Annotated in this window: 10 protein-coding genes; 5 read left to right on the top strand and 5 right to left on the bottom strand. The window is 55.0% G+C overall.

The annotated features are described in order from the left end of the window. Window positions 1-15 precede the first annotated feature (15 nt). The gene (locus NH461_RS02050) at window positions 16-1,932 is read left to right on the top strand and encodes a methyl-accepting chemotaxis protein (RefSeq protein ID WP_261601685.1); all 1,917 of its coding nucleotides are present in this window, start codon (window positions 16-18) and stop codon (window positions 1,930-1,932) included. Between the two features lie 420 nt (window positions 1,933-2,352). Here the strand turns inward: NH461_RS02050 and lpdA are convergent, their stop codons facing one another. The 5 genes from lpdA to ampD all read right to left on the bottom strand — a co-directional run bounded on the left by lpdA (window position 2,353) and on the right by ampD (window position 10,238). Then, window positions 2,353-3,780: a dihydrolipoyl dehydrogenase gene (lpdA, locus tag NH461_RS02045; protein WP_261602809.1), complete on the bottom strand. Its 1,428-nt coding sequence runs from the start codon at window positions 3,778-3,780 to the stop codon at window positions 2,353-2,355. A gap of 173 nt (window positions 3,781-3,953) precedes the next feature. Beyond that, the gene (gene aceF, locus NH461_RS02040; protein WP_261601684.1) at window positions 3,954-5,855 is read right to left on the bottom strand and encodes a pyruvate dehydrogenase complex dihydrolipoyllysine-residue acetyltransferase; all 1,902 of its coding nucleotides are present in this window, start codon (window positions 5,853-5,855) and stop codon (window positions 3,954-3,956) included. A gap of 13 nt (window positions 5,856-5,868) precedes the next feature. After that, a complete protein-coding gene (gene aceE / locus NH461_RS02035) occupies window positions 5,869-8,535 on the bottom strand; it encodes a pyruvate dehydrogenase (acetyl-transferring), homodimeric type (RefSeq protein WP_261601683.1) in 2,667 nt (888 codons plus the stop codon). Window positions 8,536-8,619: 84 nt separating this feature from the next. After that, window positions 8,620-9,393, bottom strand: a complete 774-nt coding sequence (pdhR, locus tag NH461_RS02030; protein WP_261601682.1) for a pyruvate dehydrogenase complex transcriptional repressor PdhR — start codon at window positions 9,391-9,393, stop codon at window positions 8,620-8,622. A gap of 290 nt (window positions 9,394-9,683) precedes the next feature. Next, the gene (gene ampD, locus NH461_RS02025) at window positions 9,684-10,238 is read right to left on the bottom strand and encodes a 1,6-anhydro-N-acetylmuramyl-L-alanine amidase AmpD (RefSeq protein WP_261601681.1); all 555 of its coding nucleotides are present in this window, start codon (window positions 10,236-10,238) and stop codon (window positions 9,684-9,686) included. A 265-nt stretch (window positions 10,239-10,503) separates the two neighbouring features. Here ampD and nadC point away from each other — a divergent pair, with 265 nt between their 5' ends. The 4 genes from nadC to NH461_RS02000 all read left to right on the top strand — a co-directional run bounded on the left by nadC (window position 10,504) and on the right by NH461_RS02000 (window position 15,189). Beyond that, window positions 10,504-11,391 (top strand): carboxylating nicotinate-nucleotide diphosphorylase, encoded by an 888-nt coding sequence (nadC, locus tag NH461_RS02020; protein ID WP_261602808.1) that lies wholly within the window; start codon window positions 10,504-10,506, stop codon window positions 11,389-11,391. A gap of 338 nt (window positions 11,392-11,729) precedes the next feature. Further along, on the top strand, window positions 11,730-12,131 hold the full coding sequence (locus NH461_RS02010) for a pilin (RefSeq protein WP_315903233.1): 402 nt from the start codon (window positions 11,730-11,732) through the stop codon (window positions 12,129-12,131). Between the two features lie 3 nt (window positions 12,132-12,134). Further along, on the top strand, window positions 12,135-13,940 hold the full coding sequence (pilB, locus tag NH461_RS02005; protein ID WP_315903232.1) for a type IV-A pilus assembly ATPase PilB: 1,806 nt from the start codon (window positions 12,135-12,137) through the stop codon (window positions 13,938-13,940). Window positions 13,941-13,968: 28 nt separating this feature from the next. Then, window positions 13,969-15,189, top strand: coding sequence for a type II secretion system F family protein (locus tag NH461_RS02000; RefSeq protein WP_261601680.1), 1,221 nt, complete (start codon window positions 13,969-13,971; stop codon window positions 15,187-15,189). Window positions 15,190-15,195 lie beyond the last annotated feature (6 nt).

The raw sequence follows: 15,195 nt of genomic DNA, 5'->3' as shown, positions 1-15,195 counted from the left end.
AGCGGGTTAAGCACTATGAAGTTCAACCAGTTAACGATTAAAAAGAAACTGATCATGGCGATGATTTTCGCCGTGCTGGCCTCGACCGCCCTGGTCGGGATCCTCAGCCAGCAGCAAGCACGCCAGGTGGTCGAAGACCGACTGCTCACCAGCGAACTTCCTGCCACCTTAATGCAGATACGCAACCACATTGACAAAGAAGTGTCAGCATTGCAATCCGCCGCACAGCAACTGGCAACCAACCGGATGACCAACGCCTTGTTCGCAACCGAAGTGACGCCACAGCAGGAAGCGCTGCTGGTCGGCCAGCTCAATGACATCAAGTCCCAATACCAGCTGCTCGACGCCTCGATTGCTGATCGCCAGTCCGGCCGTTACTGGAATCAGAATGGCTTCCTGCGCCAGCTCACCCAACAACAGGACAGCTGGTTCTATAACTTTACCGCCAGCGGTAACGCACACATGCTCAATGTGTTTCGCGAAGCCAACGGCGAGGTCAAACTGTTTATCAACTACCAGCAACTCAATGGCCGCGGTCTGGCCGGCCTCTCCCGCTCAATGGATGAAATGGTCGACTTTATTAACCAGTTCCGGTTGGAGCAAAGTGGCTATGTCTACCTGACCGATGCCGCTGGGATGATCCAGTTGCACAAAGATCAGCAGAAAATGGGACAGCGGGATCTGCGCCAGGAATACAGCCCGACCGTGGCCCAGCAGCTCCTGCGTAAGAACGACTTCAACCTGGCCCAGGCCCGCCTGGCCGGTCAGGACCGTCTGCTGGCCACCATCTATATTCCGTCGATGGACTGGTATGTCGTGGCTGAGCTGCCCAAAGAAGAAGCCTTTGCCGGGCTGAACCAGGCACGGAATCAGATCATGCTGCTGACTTTGGCCGTTGCCGCTGTATTTGCCCTGCTGGCAATCTGGCTCGGCACCAATATCACCCGTCCGATTGAACAACTGGCCAACGTGTTCAAGGATCTGGGCGAAGGCGAAGGCGATCTGCGCCGCCGGATTGAAATCGAAGGCAAAGACGAGATTGCCCAACTCTCTTCGGGCTTTAACAGCTTTATCAGCAAAATCCACCACTCGGTGCGGGAAGTGGCTGAAACCGGTATTGCCCTGCGCCATGCTTCGGAATCAGTCGCCTCGCAGGCCCAGCAGACCCTGGATAACAGCCATAGCCAACGGGATCGTACCATCCAGGTCGTCACCGCCATCAATCAAATGGGCGCCACCGTCAGTGAGATTGCCGGCAATGCTGCCCAGGCCGCTGAAGCCGCCCACAATGCTGATGCCGAGACCCAGAGCGGTCAGCAGGTTGTCGCTCAGGCCCGTGATAACATCAACCAGCTGGCGCGGGATGTCGCTCAGGTGAGCGACGTGATTGGCTCGCTGGCCAACAACACCCAGGCCATCGGCAGTATTCTGGATGTGATCCGCGGGATCTCCGAGCAGACCAACCTGCTGGCGCTCAACGCCGCCATCGAAGCGGCCCGGGCCGGAGAGCAGGGCCGCGGCTTTGCCGTAGTGGCCGATGAAGTGCGCAACCTGGCCAGCCGTACCGCGGCCTCGACCGACGAGATCCAGCAAATGATCAACCGCCTGCAGGAAGAAGCTGGCAACGCGGTGAATGCGATGGAGCAGAGCCGCCAGCTGACCTCGGACGGCGTGTCCTCGGCTGATGAAGCCTCCGGCGCCCTGGTATCGATTGCCGAGCGGATCACTCTGATTTCGGACATGAACACCCAGGTCGCGACCGCAACCGAAGAGCAGTCGACCGTGGTCAACGACATCAACTGCAACATTGAAGAGATCAACGACACCACCCAGCGGACGGCAGACACGGCCGCCGAGCTGGCGACCGCCAGCCAGGAGCTTCAGGCACTGTCGCAGCGCCTTGACGACATGGTCGGGACCTTCAGGCTGTAACCCCAATTCAGGGATCCCCACAGGAGAGCTTCGGCTCTCCTTTTTTGATCGCACTCGCCTCCCCGCTTCAACAGCCAGCGAAAAACCAACGCTCCACATCACCATGTCACAGCCCTGCCGCCCCAGCCTGTGACGAGCACCATGACAAAAAGGCGTCTTCGGATTAAGACGGCCGGAAAAAGCCGGGGCAGATGACGGAACTGAAAGCGAATAACGTTGAAACACATTGGCCTGAAGGTCGTTTGGCTCGAGGGCCATGTGGTACAAAGACAACGAACGTGAAGGAAGATAGGGTGGAGAGCAACAGAACAAAGGGTTTGGAAACAAGTCAGCCCCGTTGTCGGACGCAGGCAACGCTAAGCGTCAGGCACAAAAAAAGCGCCTCGAAAGGCGCTTTTTATCCATCTCTCAAGCCGGCGCTTACTTCTTACGCTTTACGGCTTTCGGGTTTGGCAGGTCAGTGATCGAACCTTCGAACACTTCAGCAGCCAGACCAACAGATTCGTGCAGCGTTGGGTGCGCGTGGATGGTCAGTGCGATGTCTTCTGCATCACAACCCATCTCGATCGCCAGACCGATTTCGCCCAGCAGCTCACCACCGTTCGTCCCGACAATCGCACCACCGATCACACGGTGGGTGTCTTTGTCGAAGATCATCTTGGTCATACCGTCAGAGCAGTCAGAGGCGATGGCACGGCCAGATGCCGCCCAAGGGAACGTCGCAACTTCGTAGTTGATACCTTCCGCTTTCGCTTCTTTCTCAGTCTTACCAACCCATGCAACTTCTGGCTCAGTGTACGCGATTGAAGGGATCACTTTCGGGTCGAAGTAGTGCTTCTTACCAGAGATCACTTCAGCCGCAACGTGGCCTTCATGCACGCCTTTGTGCGCCAGCATTGGTTGGCCAACGATGTCGCCGATTGCGTGGATGTGAGGCACGTTGGTACGCATTTGCTTATCAACATTGATGAAGCCGCGCTCGTCAACTTCGATACCCGCTTTCTCAGCGTCAATCAGCTTACCGTTTGGTACACGGCCGATGGCAACCAGAACCGCGTCGTAACGTACAGGCTCAGCCGGTGCTTTCTTGCCTTCCATTGACACGTAGATACCGTCTTCTTTCGCTTCAACCGCGGTCACTTTCGTTTCCAGCATCAGGTTGAATTTCTTCTGAATGCGCTTGGTGAAGACTTTAACGATGTCTTTATCTGCCGCAGGGATCACTTGGTCGAACATTTCAACAACGTCGATCTGAGAACCCAGTGCGTGGTAAACCGTACCCATTTCCAGGCCGATGATACCGCCACCCATGACCAGCAGCTTTTCAGGAACTTCTTTCAGTTCCAGCGCGTCAGTCGAGTCCCAGATACGTGGGTCTTCGTGCGGGATAAATGGCAGTTCGATTGGACGAGAACCGGCCGCAACAATCGCGTTGTCGAACGTGATGGTGGTGGTTTCTTCGCCTTCAACCACGATGGTGTTCGGGCCGGTAAATTTACCGTAACCGTTCACCACGTTAACTTTACGCATCTTAGCCATACCGCCAAGACCGCCAGTCAGTTGGTTGATTACTTTTTCTTTCCACACTCGGATCTTGTTGATATCGGTTTGAGGCTCACCGAATACCACACCGTGGTCGGCCATCGCTTTGGCTTCTTCAATCACTTTGGCTACGTGCAGCAGCGCTTTGGAAGGAATACAGCCAACGTTCAGACAAACACCACCCAGGGTGCTGTATTTTTCGATCAGGACTGTTTCCAGACCCAAGTCTGCGCAACGGAACGCCGCAGAGTAACCAGCAGGGCCTGAACCCAACACCACTACCTGGGCTTTAATTTCTTTACTCATCATGACCTCGTTGTAAGTCTTTTATCCCTAACAGGCGTAGGCTCTTCTTTCTTTCAGTTAGTCAACTGATTTTACAGAGGTGTTAACAAACTGAAAAGTAAATTGCCATAGCCTGTGAGCTACACAACAATTCCATGCCTGCTGTTGCAGGCATGGGGTTGCGGATATGAACCTTAAAGCACTAAACGGCGAATGTCAGACAGACAACCGTTCAGGTAAGTGATGAAGCGTGCACCTTCCGCGCCGTCGATCACACGGTGGTCGTATGACAGCGACAGTGGCAGTTGCAGGCGTGGCGTAAAGTCTTTACCGTTCCACACTGGCTTCATTTCAGACTTAGACACACCCAGGATCCCAACTTCAGGTGCGTTCACGATTGGTGTGAATGCAGTACCACCCAGGCCGCCCAGGCTAGAAATTGTGAAACAGCCGCCCTGCATGTCTGCAGCAGTCAGCTTACCGGCACGGGCTTTCTTCGACACGGCCATCAGCTCTTCAGACAGCTCATAGATGCCTTTCTTGTTCACGTCTTTGAAGACAGGAACAACCAGACCGTTTGGTGTGTCAACCGCGATACCGATGTTCACGTATTTCTTCAGGATCAGGCTCTCACCGTCGTCAGACAGCGAAGAGTTGAACGCTGGGAATGCTTCCAGAGCTTTTGCAGCCGCTTTCATGATGAACACCAGTGGGGTGATCTTCATGCCAGAGTCTTTCTTCGCTTCAATCGCGTTCTGCTCTTTACGGAATGCTTCCAGCTCAGTGATGTCAGCGTTGTCCCACTGCGTCACGTGCGGGATCATCACCCAGTTACGGTGCAGGTTCGCGCCAGAGATCTTCTTGATGCGAGACAGTGGCTTCACTTCGGTTTCACCGAACTTGCTGAAGTCTACTTTCGGCCAAGGCAGCAGACCCAGGGCTGCACCGTCGCCTTTGCCAGATGCTGCTGCACCTGCGCCAGACTCCAGACGTTTCAGCGCATCTTTCACGAAGTTCTGTACGTCTTCTTTCAGGATACGGTTCTTACGACCGGTGCCTTTCACTTTCGCCAGGTTCACGCCGAACTCGCGCGCCAGACGACGAACAACCGGAGACGCGTGCGCGTACTCGTTGTTCTCTTGGAAATCACCCGTTGATGCCGCAGGCGCTGCTGCCGGTGCTGCTGGCGCAGAAGCCGCCGCTGCTGGAGCCGGAGCCGCTGCAACCGGGGCTGCTGCTGGTGCTGCACCCGCCACTTCGAAGACCATGATCAGAGAGCCGGTTGACACTTTGTCACCTGCAGCTACTTTGATTTCTTTCACTTTACCCGCGAATGGCGCAGGCACTTCCATCGAAGCTTTGTCGCCTTCAACAGTGATCAGTGATTGCTCTTCTTCCACCATGTCGCCAACGGCAACCATGATTTCAGTCACTTCGACTTCGTCGCCGCCGATATCCGGGACGTTGACTTCTTTGTCAGCTGCTGCCGCTGGGGCTGCTGCCGGGGCTTCAACCGCTGCCGGAGCCGCTGCTGGTGCACCTGAACCCGCCACTTCAAAGATCATCACCAGAGAGCCGGTTGAGACTTTGTCGCCCGCTGCAACTTTGATTTCTTTCAGAACACCGGCAAACGGTGCTGGGACTTCCATTGATGCTTTATCGCCTTCAACCGTCAGAAGAGATTGCTCTTCTTCAATGCTGTCGCCGATCGCAACCATGATTTCAGTCACTTCAACTTCGTCGCCACCGATATCCGGGACGTGAACTTCTTTCAGCTCAGAAGTCGCTGGAGCCGCTGCTGCTGGAGCAGGTGCAGCTGCAGGAGCTGCCTCTGCCGCAGGAGCAGGTGCAGCAGCTGCTGCACCCTCGGCTTCGAAAATCATGATCAGAGAACCGGTAGAAACCTTGTCGCCTTCAGCGATTTTGATTTCTTTTACGATACCCGCCTGAGAGGCTGGCACTTCCATAGAAGCTTTATCGCCTTCAACCGTGATCAGAGACTGCTCTTCTTCAACCTTGTCGCCAACGCTGACAAGAATCTCAGTTACTTCAACCTCATCCGCACCGATGTCAGGTACATTAATTTCGATTGCCATTATTTATTGCCTCTTACGCGTATAGCGGGTTGATCTTGTCAGCGTCGATGTCGAATTTCGCAATTGCTTCAGCAATTACAGATTTCTCAACATCACCACGCTTCGCCAGTTCAGTCAGCGCAGCAACAACAACGTAGCCGGCGTTAACTTCGAAGTGGCGACGCAGGTTTTCACGGCTGTCAGAACGGCCGAAACCGTCGGTGCCCAGAACCTTGTAAGACTCTGAAGGCATGAACGCACGGACTTGTTCTGCGTAGTTCTTCATGTAGTCCGTTGCGGCGATTGCTGGCTCGCTGCCCATCACTTCAGTGATGTAAGGCACTTTCTGCTCAGCGTCTGGGTGCAGCATGTTGAAACGCTCTGCATCCTGGCCGTCACGGGTCAGTTCGTTGAACGAGGTCACCGAGTAAACGTCAGAAGCGATGCCGTAGTCGTCGCTCAGGATTTGAGCGGCTTTACGAACTTCGTTCATGATGGTACCGGAGCTCATCAGCTGAACTTTAGACTTGTCGCCCGCGTAAGACTCAAGCTTGTAGATACCCTTACGGATGCCTTCTTCAGAACCTTCCGGCATCGCTGGCATTGCGTAGTTTTCGTTCATCAGGGTCAGGTAGTAGAACACGTTTTCTTGTTCTGGACCGTACATGCGACGGATACCGTCTTGCATGATGACCGCGACTTCGTACGCGAATGTTGGATCGTAAGAAATACAGTTCGGTACCGTACCCGCCATGATGTGCGAGTGACCGTCTTCGTGCTGCAGACCTTCACCGTTCAGGGTGGTACGACCGGCAGTTGCACCCAGTAGGAAACCACGGGCTTGCTGGTCACCAGCCATCCATGCCATGTCGCCAACGCGTTGGAAACCGAACATCGAGTAGTAGATGTAGAACGGGATCATTGGCAGATCGTTGGTGCTGTAAGACGTCGCTGCAGCAACCCAAGATGACATTGCACCCAGTTCGTTAATCCCTTCCTGCAGCACCTGGCCAGACGTGGCTTCTTTGTAGTAAGAAACGATGTCGCGGTCTTGCGGGGTGTAGTTCTGGCCGTGCGGGTTGTAGATACCGATTTGACGGAACAGACCTTCCATACCGAACGTACGGGCTTCGTCAGCAATGATAGGAACGATGTTCTTACCAATGTTCTTGTTCTTCAGCAGAACGTTCAGCGAACGGACGAATGCCATGGTTGAAGAGATGTCACGCTTCTGCTCTTCCAGCAGCGGCTTGAACTCTTCCAGTTCAGGAACGATGAATTCTTGCGTGAAGTTCGGCAGACGCTGTGGCGTGTAACCGTGCAGGGCGTTACGACGCGCGTGCAGGTACTCGTGCTCTTTCGAACCTTCTTCCAGTTTCAGGTACGGCAGGCTCTTCACATCTTCGTCAGAAACCAGGTCTTGCAGACCCAGGCGGTCACGCAGGTGCAGAACATGGGTCATGTCCATTTTCTTAACCTGGTGCGCGATGTTCTTACCTTCAGCCGCTTCACCCATGCCGTAACCTTTTACAGTCTTGGCCAGGATCACAGTCGGCTTGCCTTTGGTGTCTTGGGCGTTCTTGAATGCCGCGAACAGCTTAGATGACTCGTGACCACCACGCTTCAGCGCGAAGATCTCGTCGTCAGTCATGTCTGCAACCAGGGCAGCTGTTTCTGGGTACTTACCGAAGAAGTGCTCACGCACGTAAGCGCCGTCTTTAGCCTTGAACGTCTGGTAGTCACCATCGATGGTTTCGTTCATCAGCTGCAGCAGTTTACCAGTGGTATCTTTCGCCAGCAGAGAATCCCAGTTGTTACCCCAGATCACTTTCACCACGTTCCAGCCGGCGCCTTTGAACAGGCCTTCCAGCTCTTGGATGATCTTGCCGTTACCCATTACCGGGCCGTCAAGACGTTGCAGGTTACAGTTGATCAGGAAGCACAGGTTGTCCAGTTTCTCACGCGCAGCGAAAGAAATCGCACCACGTGATTCCGGCTCATCCATCTCACCGTCGCCCAGGAACGCGTAAACGCGCTGCTTGGAGGTATCTTTCATACCACGGCCGTCCAGGTATTTCAGGAAGCGCGCTTGGTAGATAGAAGCGATTGGACCCAGACCCATAGATACAGTCGGGAACTGCCAGAATTCAGGCATCAGTTTCGGGTGAGGGTAAGACGGCAGACCTTTACCATCGACTTCCTGACGGAAGTTGTCCAGTTGGGCTTCAGTCAGACGGCCTTCAACAAACGCACGAGAATAGATCCCTGGAGAGATGTGGCCTTGGTAGTACACCAGGTCGCCGCCATCAACGTCGTTCGGGGCACGGAAGAAGTGGTTGAAACAGACTTCGTAGAATGCAGCAGAAGACTGGAATGACGCCATGTGGCCGCCCAGTTCCAGGTCTTTCTTCGATGCACGCAGTACGATCATCACAGCGTTCCAACGGATGATAGCGCGGATACGACGCTCAAGCGTGGTATCACCAGGATACGCAGGCTCCTGGGCCGATGGAATTGTATTGATGTAGTTCGTAGTGATGCCGGTTGGCATATCTACACCGTCTAAACGCGCTTTGTCCATTACTTGCTCAAGTAGGAACTGGGCGCGCTCTACACCTTCTTCACGAACGACTGACTCTAGGGCTGCTAGCCACTCTTGAGTCTCAAGTGCGTCCACGTCATTCTTCATGACTTCAGACATGCGATCTATCCTTTCGTTGATAATCTACAAAACTAACAATGTCGCGACTGTGCTTAAGACCTGTCTCAACCAAAATGAGGAGCCCTAATCCAGCCCGTCCTTGCGTTGTTGAATCCGACGAAGAGAGCGTTCACGTCTGCTATCTTCACGCGATAAATCCAACAGTGTTTCCTCGATATAAGCCAAATGTGCATGAGATGCTTCGCGGGCCAGCTCGGGCTCTCCGGAAACAATCGCATGCACAATATTGGCTCGATGCTTTCTTACTTTTTCGACCACCTCTGGACGGCGGTTCAGGAGTTCAAAGTTTTGTAATACGTTTTGCTCCAGCAACGGGGCAAGGCTCCGGATGATATGGAGCAGCACCACATTGTGCGCAGATTCGGTCACTGCGATCAGGTACTGCATCACGGCGGCGGCTTCGGCCTTCAAATCACCTTGTTGCTGGGCGTCCTGTATACGCGCATGGCAGTCGCGGATACGGGTAAAATCTTCTTCGGTGCCTCGCAGGGCTGCATAGTAGGCAGCCAGGCCCTCCAGGGCATGGCGAGACTCGAGTAAATCTAGCTGGGTTTCAGGGTGGGCACTGAGCAAGTCCAACAGCGGCTCGGAAAAACTCTGCCATAGTTTTTCGGTGACAAACGTACCGCCGCCCTGACGACGGGTCAGCAGGCGTTTGGCTTCAAGGCGCTGGATGGCTTCCCGTACGGACGGGCGTGAAACGTCGAATTGCTTGGCAAGCTCGCGCTCAGAGGGCAACTGCTCCCCCGGAGACAAAATGCCTTCCAGGATCAGATGCTCCAGTTCCTGCTCGATCGCGTCAGAGAGCTTTGGCTGGCGAATTCGTTTATAAGTCATTTTTTTCGTTATGCTTCTTGTACTTATATCGTCTCAGGAAACCTGAAGCTGGATAATTGGTATTACCAATTAAATTTGAGAGGAAATTTTACAGAAATAATTGAGGATGTCCACCAGCAACTTGACAGAAATCATAGAACGATGACCCGTTTAACAAAAATTTCAACTTATGAAAACTTGTGAAAACAAGGTCATCATGGCTACACAACAGGGTAGAAGTGGATGAAGAGATGAGCAAATCATTATTGGTCTGACCAATTTACGCTCACAGAGACCTGTGCGGAAAATTGTTACATTTTATCCAGCGCCGTTTTAAACGCCCGCCAGTCGAAGGCCAGGCCGGGGTCGGTCTTGCGTCCCGGGGCGATAAACTCATGGCCGGTGATCCGCTCGCGAGTGAGCGCGGGATATCGCACCATCAAAGCCTGGGTCAACGCCGTCAGCGTGTCATATTGTGCTGGGGTATAGGGCAACGCATCGGTCCCCTCCAGCTCAATGCCGATCGAATAGTCATTGCACCGCTCACGCCCGGCAAATTGCGACACCCCGGCATGCCAGGCCCGACAATCAAACGGGACAAACTGAATAATACCGCCATCTCGTCTAATTAAACAGTGAGCTGAAACACGAAAGCCTGATATTTGAGCAAAATACGGATGTTCATTCTGATCGAGTTTGCCGGTAAACAGCTGCTCAATATAAGGGCCACCAAACTGACCCGGCGGCAGGCTGATGTTATGTACCACCAGCAACGAGATATCCTCATGGTCCGGGCGCTGATCATAAAACGGGGACGGCACATGTTTCACCCCGGCTAACCAATGGTTCTGAGCAATCGCAAGCATGGCGCTCCCCTGTATTCAAAGTCTGCCCGACAGCCTAACGCCTGCACGCTGGAGATCAAGCGTTGATCAACACGGAATCCAAATCGCGACAGGCCCTGTCCATCATGCGCCCTTGGGAAAGCACCTACCGGACGATCGCGCGCGCAGAAATCATGAAGCACGTCCTAGGATCTGCCGATTGCACGCTGTATCATTTACCCATTCAATTGCGCCGGGTGGATCGGAATCCGGCACCTCACCTTGCTATGGATTTGTCATGACCGAGATGGAACAAAAGCACGACAGCGCCTCGCGCCTCGAATACCTTAAACAGCAACTACCGGCCGAAATTACCCGGGCCGTCGCCGATACTCTGCGCGAAGACTTAGGCGGTGTGATCGATCCCAGCCGTGATATCACGGCCAGCCTGATCCCGGCCGACAGCCAGGGCGTCGCCACCATCATCACCCGTGAACCCGGCGTATTCTGCGGCCGGCTCTGGGCCGACGAAGTCTTCCGGCAGCTCGGTGGCGAAGTCACCATTGAATGGCAGGTCAAAGACGGCGACACCGTTGCGCCGAACCAGGTCCTGTGCACCCTGCGCGGCCCGTCTCGCATTTTGCTGACCGGCGAGCGCAACGCGATGAACTTCATCCAGACCCTGTCCGGCTGCGCTACCACGGTTGCCGAATACGTCAAGCAATTGGCTGGCACCCCAACCCGGCTGCTCGATACCCGCAAAACCATTCCAGGCCTGCGCAGCGCGCTAAAATATGCCGTCACCTGCGGCGGTGGCTTCAACCACCGCATCGGCGTGTTCGACGCTTACCTGATCAAAGAAAACCACATTATTGCCTGCGGCGGCATTGAGGCGGCAATCCGCACGGCCAAGCAACTCAATCCCGGCAAACCGGTTGAAGTGGAAACCGAAAGCCTGGATGAACTTCGCAAGGCCATTGATGCCGGAGCCGATATCGTGATGCTGGATAACTTCACCCTGGAGATGATGCGCGAAGCCGTGAAGATCAATGCCGGCCGCGCCGCACTGGAAAATTCCGGCAACATCACCCTGGCGACGATTCGCGACTATGCCGACACCGGCATCGATTACATCTCAGTCGGCGCCCTGACCAAGCATGTCCGCGCCATGGATCTGTCGATGCGGTTCCAGTAAACCGCCTTCCCTCATTCGACACGACCGCTAACCCCCGCCCCGGCCTATCATGCCGGGGCGCCTCACCGATTGATCTGCATTTTTATCCATCGCTCCTCCACCCGATAAACAAGCCGTCTCCCAAGCCGTTTCCCACCCCCTGTTATTACCCGCTTTATCAATGTCTCAGATAAAACGTGTCCTCTCCCGACGGCTGTATGTAACCCGTGAAACAGCCACCACATTTTCTCTCTGCTGTGCCGAGAAATGCCGACAACCATATTCACACAGTTGCAATGGTGAATATTCTGAACCCACTGAAATGATTTCGTCATCTTGGATAAACAAAGGATTAAACAATGAAAAGACAACAGGGCTTTACGCTGATTGAATTGATGATCGTAGTGGCGATTATTGGGATCTTGAGTGCTTTTGCAGTACCTGCATATCAAAACTATGTGGCGAAAGCAGAAGCCAATACAGGCTTAGGAGAATTGGCGGCACTAAAAACGAATGTCGAAGATTATGTCCTCAACAATGGCGCATTTCCTGCTACTGTCGCTGATGTTAATGGTTCGTCCCAAGGCTCAAAAGGCACCATTTCTTTTGATAAAACCAAGGCAGAAATGAAATACACATTTGCGAACTCCAGCCCTGACATTAACGGTAAAACGGTTACGTTAACTAGAACAATGGGCACTGGTGCATGGGCATGTACGACAGATATTACAAAGGCAGAATTAAAACCAGGTAACTGTTAATCAATGAACACCCACCTCTCTTCTACCCTGCACCAGGCCGGGCTGCTCAGCCCGGTGCAGCGGCAACAAGTGGTGGATACAGTCCAGGCCGACGGCATTCCGGTGCCGTCGGCCCTGGTCCAGCTCGGGCTGTTCACCAGCGCGGAGCTGGCCCGCCAGCTTGAGCACCTGTTTGCCATCGCCCTGGTTGATGTCCACCAGTACGACTACACTGCCAGCTGCCACAGCCTGAACCAGCGCGAGCTGATCCTGCGCCACCGGGCACTGCCACTGAGCCAGAATGACACCACCCTGTATCTCGGCCTGAGCGATCCGACCCAAATGGATGCCCTGGATGAGTTCCGCTTTGTCACCGGTAAAACTATTGAGCCGCTACTGCTCGAGTGCAAGCAGCTCGACAGCGCGATCCGGCGCCTGTACGGCAGTGAAATCGGCGAAACCAGCCACCAGCGCAGCCTCAGTGACCACGATCTCGGTGAGCTGGTCAATTTGAGCGAAGGCGAGTTTGAAGAGACCGCCACCGACCTGAGCCAGGACAGCGCCCCGGTCACCCGCTACATCAACCAGGTATTGCTGGACGCCGTGCGCAAGCACGCCTCGGACATTCACTTTGAACCTTACGAGGAAACCTACCGCATCCGCTTTCGCTGTGACGGGATCCTGCACCAGCATGCCACGCCGCCGGCACACCTGTCGCGCCGCCTGTCAACCCGGCTCAAAGTGATGTCCAAACTCAATATTGCCGAACGGCGCCAGCCCCAGGACGGACGAATTAAACTCCGGCTCTCGCCGACCCTGGCAATCGATCTGCGTGTTTCGACCCTGCCGACCCTGTGGGGCGAAAAAGTGGTGCTACGGATCCTTGACGGTACCAGTGCCAAGCTCGATATTGATCTACTCGGCTACACCCCGCAGCAAAAACAGGCATATCTGGAAGCGCTGCAAAAACCCCAGGGAATGATCCTGATGACCGGGCCGACCGGCAGCGGTAAAACGGTGTCGCTGTACACCGGGCTGAACATTCTCAACACCGAGGCGCGCAATATTTCCACCGCCGAAGATCCGGTCGAGATCAACCTGCCCGGGGTCAACCAGGTCCAGATCAACCCCACCGTCGGGCTGGGGTTTGCCGAAGCCCTGCGCTCCTTTCTGCGCCAGGATCCGGACATTGTGATGGTCGGGGAGATCCGGGATCAGGAAACCGGCTCAATCGCAGTCAAAGCCGCCCAAACCGGCCACCTGGTGCTGTCCACTCTGCACACCAACTCAGCGGCGGAAACCATCACCCGCCTGACGCACATGGGCCTGGAGACCTTCAACCTGGCCTCGTCCCTGAGCCTGATCATCGCCCAGCGTCTGGCACGCCGGCTATGCAAACACTGCAAACAGCCCGATCCGCTTGACCCGCTGACCCGGGAGGCGCTGGCCATTGCGCCGGGAGCCAGCTTATTCAAAGCCAACGAGCAAGGCTGCGATGAGTGCAACAAGGGCTATCTGGGCCGGATCGGCATTTACGAAGTCATGCCCTTCAGCCGCTCGTTAGCCCAGGCACTGATGGCCGGCGCGTCTACGCTGGAGCTGGAAGATATTGCCCGCCGTGAAGGGATGCAAACCCTGCAGCAATCCGGGATCGAAACCCTTGAGGCCGGGATCACCAGCCTCAAAGAGCTGCAGCGGGTACTGCAAATCAGCGTTACATCCCCGACGGTCACCCCAGCACAGCAACAACGAGCGCAGCGGCAGACACGGCAAACCAACGAGCCCCGGGTTCACCAGGTGTCCCCGGCCCTATCGCATGCCGAATCGTAACCCGAGTCGATAAATCAGGAGTCAGGCAATGAGCCAAAGCACGAAGATTCGCCACTATCACTGGCGTGGGGTCAACCAGAAAGGTAAAAAAGTCAGTGGGATTACGCTTGGCTTTCAGGAGCAGGATGTCCGTAAAATCCTGAACGACCAGTTGATCCAGGTGAAAAAGATCAAACGGTGCAAGCCCTCGGCTCTCAGTCAACTCAAAAACCAGCTCAAGCCGGCGGATATCACCGCCATCACCCGCCAGCTGGCCACCATGACCAACTCCGGCGTGCCTGTCGTCCAGGGACTGAATATGATGGCCAGCAGCCACCATAAATCTGAAGCCAGAGCGGTGCTGACCCAAGTAACCGCCCAGGTGGAAGCCGGCGCCTCGCTGTCCCGGGCAATGCAGACCAGCTCGCCGCTGTTCGATAAGTTCTACTGCGATTTAGTCGCGACCGGTGAGCAAACCGGCCATCTGGGTGACGTGTTCGGTCGTATCGCCACCTACCGGGAAAAAAGCGAAGCCATGCGCAAGAAAGTCATCAAGGCGATGATTTACCCGGCCATGGTTACCTTCACCGCGATTGGGGTCACCATCCTGATGCTGGTGATGGTGATCCCGCAATTTGCGCAAATTTTTGCCGGTTTCGGTGCCGAACTACCCTGGTTTACCCGCCAGGTGCTCCACGCCTCCGATGTCATGATCACCCACGGCCCCATAATGGCTGCAGCCCTTGTGCTGATCTCACTCATCACCAGCTATCAATACAAGCGCGTCATCAGCTTCCGGCGCAAAGTACATCAACTGTTACTGCGTCTGCCTTTGCTGGGAGAAATTACCCTCAAAGCCACCGTGGCCCGTTTTGCCCGCACCCTGGCGACCACCTTCAGCGCCGGGATCCCGCTACTGAGCGGATTGCAGTCGGCGGGAAAAACCGCCGATAACCTCTATATCGAGCAGGCGGTAGCGGAGGTCCATGCTGCGACCGCGGCCGGGATGCCGCTGCATATCGCGCTGCGCCAGAGCGGTGTATTTCCCGAGTTGATGCTGCAAATGACCCAGATCGGCGAAGAGTCCGGCTCACTCGATGACATGCTCAATAAAATGGCACTTCTGTTTGAGGATGAGGTCGAAAATATCGTCGACAACCTCGGGAAAATCATTGAGCCAGTCATCATCCTGTTCCTCGGTGGCTTAGTCGCCAGCCTCCTGTTTGCCATGTACATGCCGATCATCAAGCTGATGAGCGTGATCGGCTAAACGAGG

It is taken from the genome of Photobacterium sp. TY1-4 (genome assembly GCF_025398175.1).
Classification (GTDB): domain Bacteria; phylum Pseudomonadota; class Gammaproteobacteria; order Enterobacterales; family Vibrionaceae; genus Photobacterium.
The sequence above is the reverse complement of the archived record's forward strand: the minus strand, read 5'-3'. Positions and strand labels throughout refer to the sequence as shown.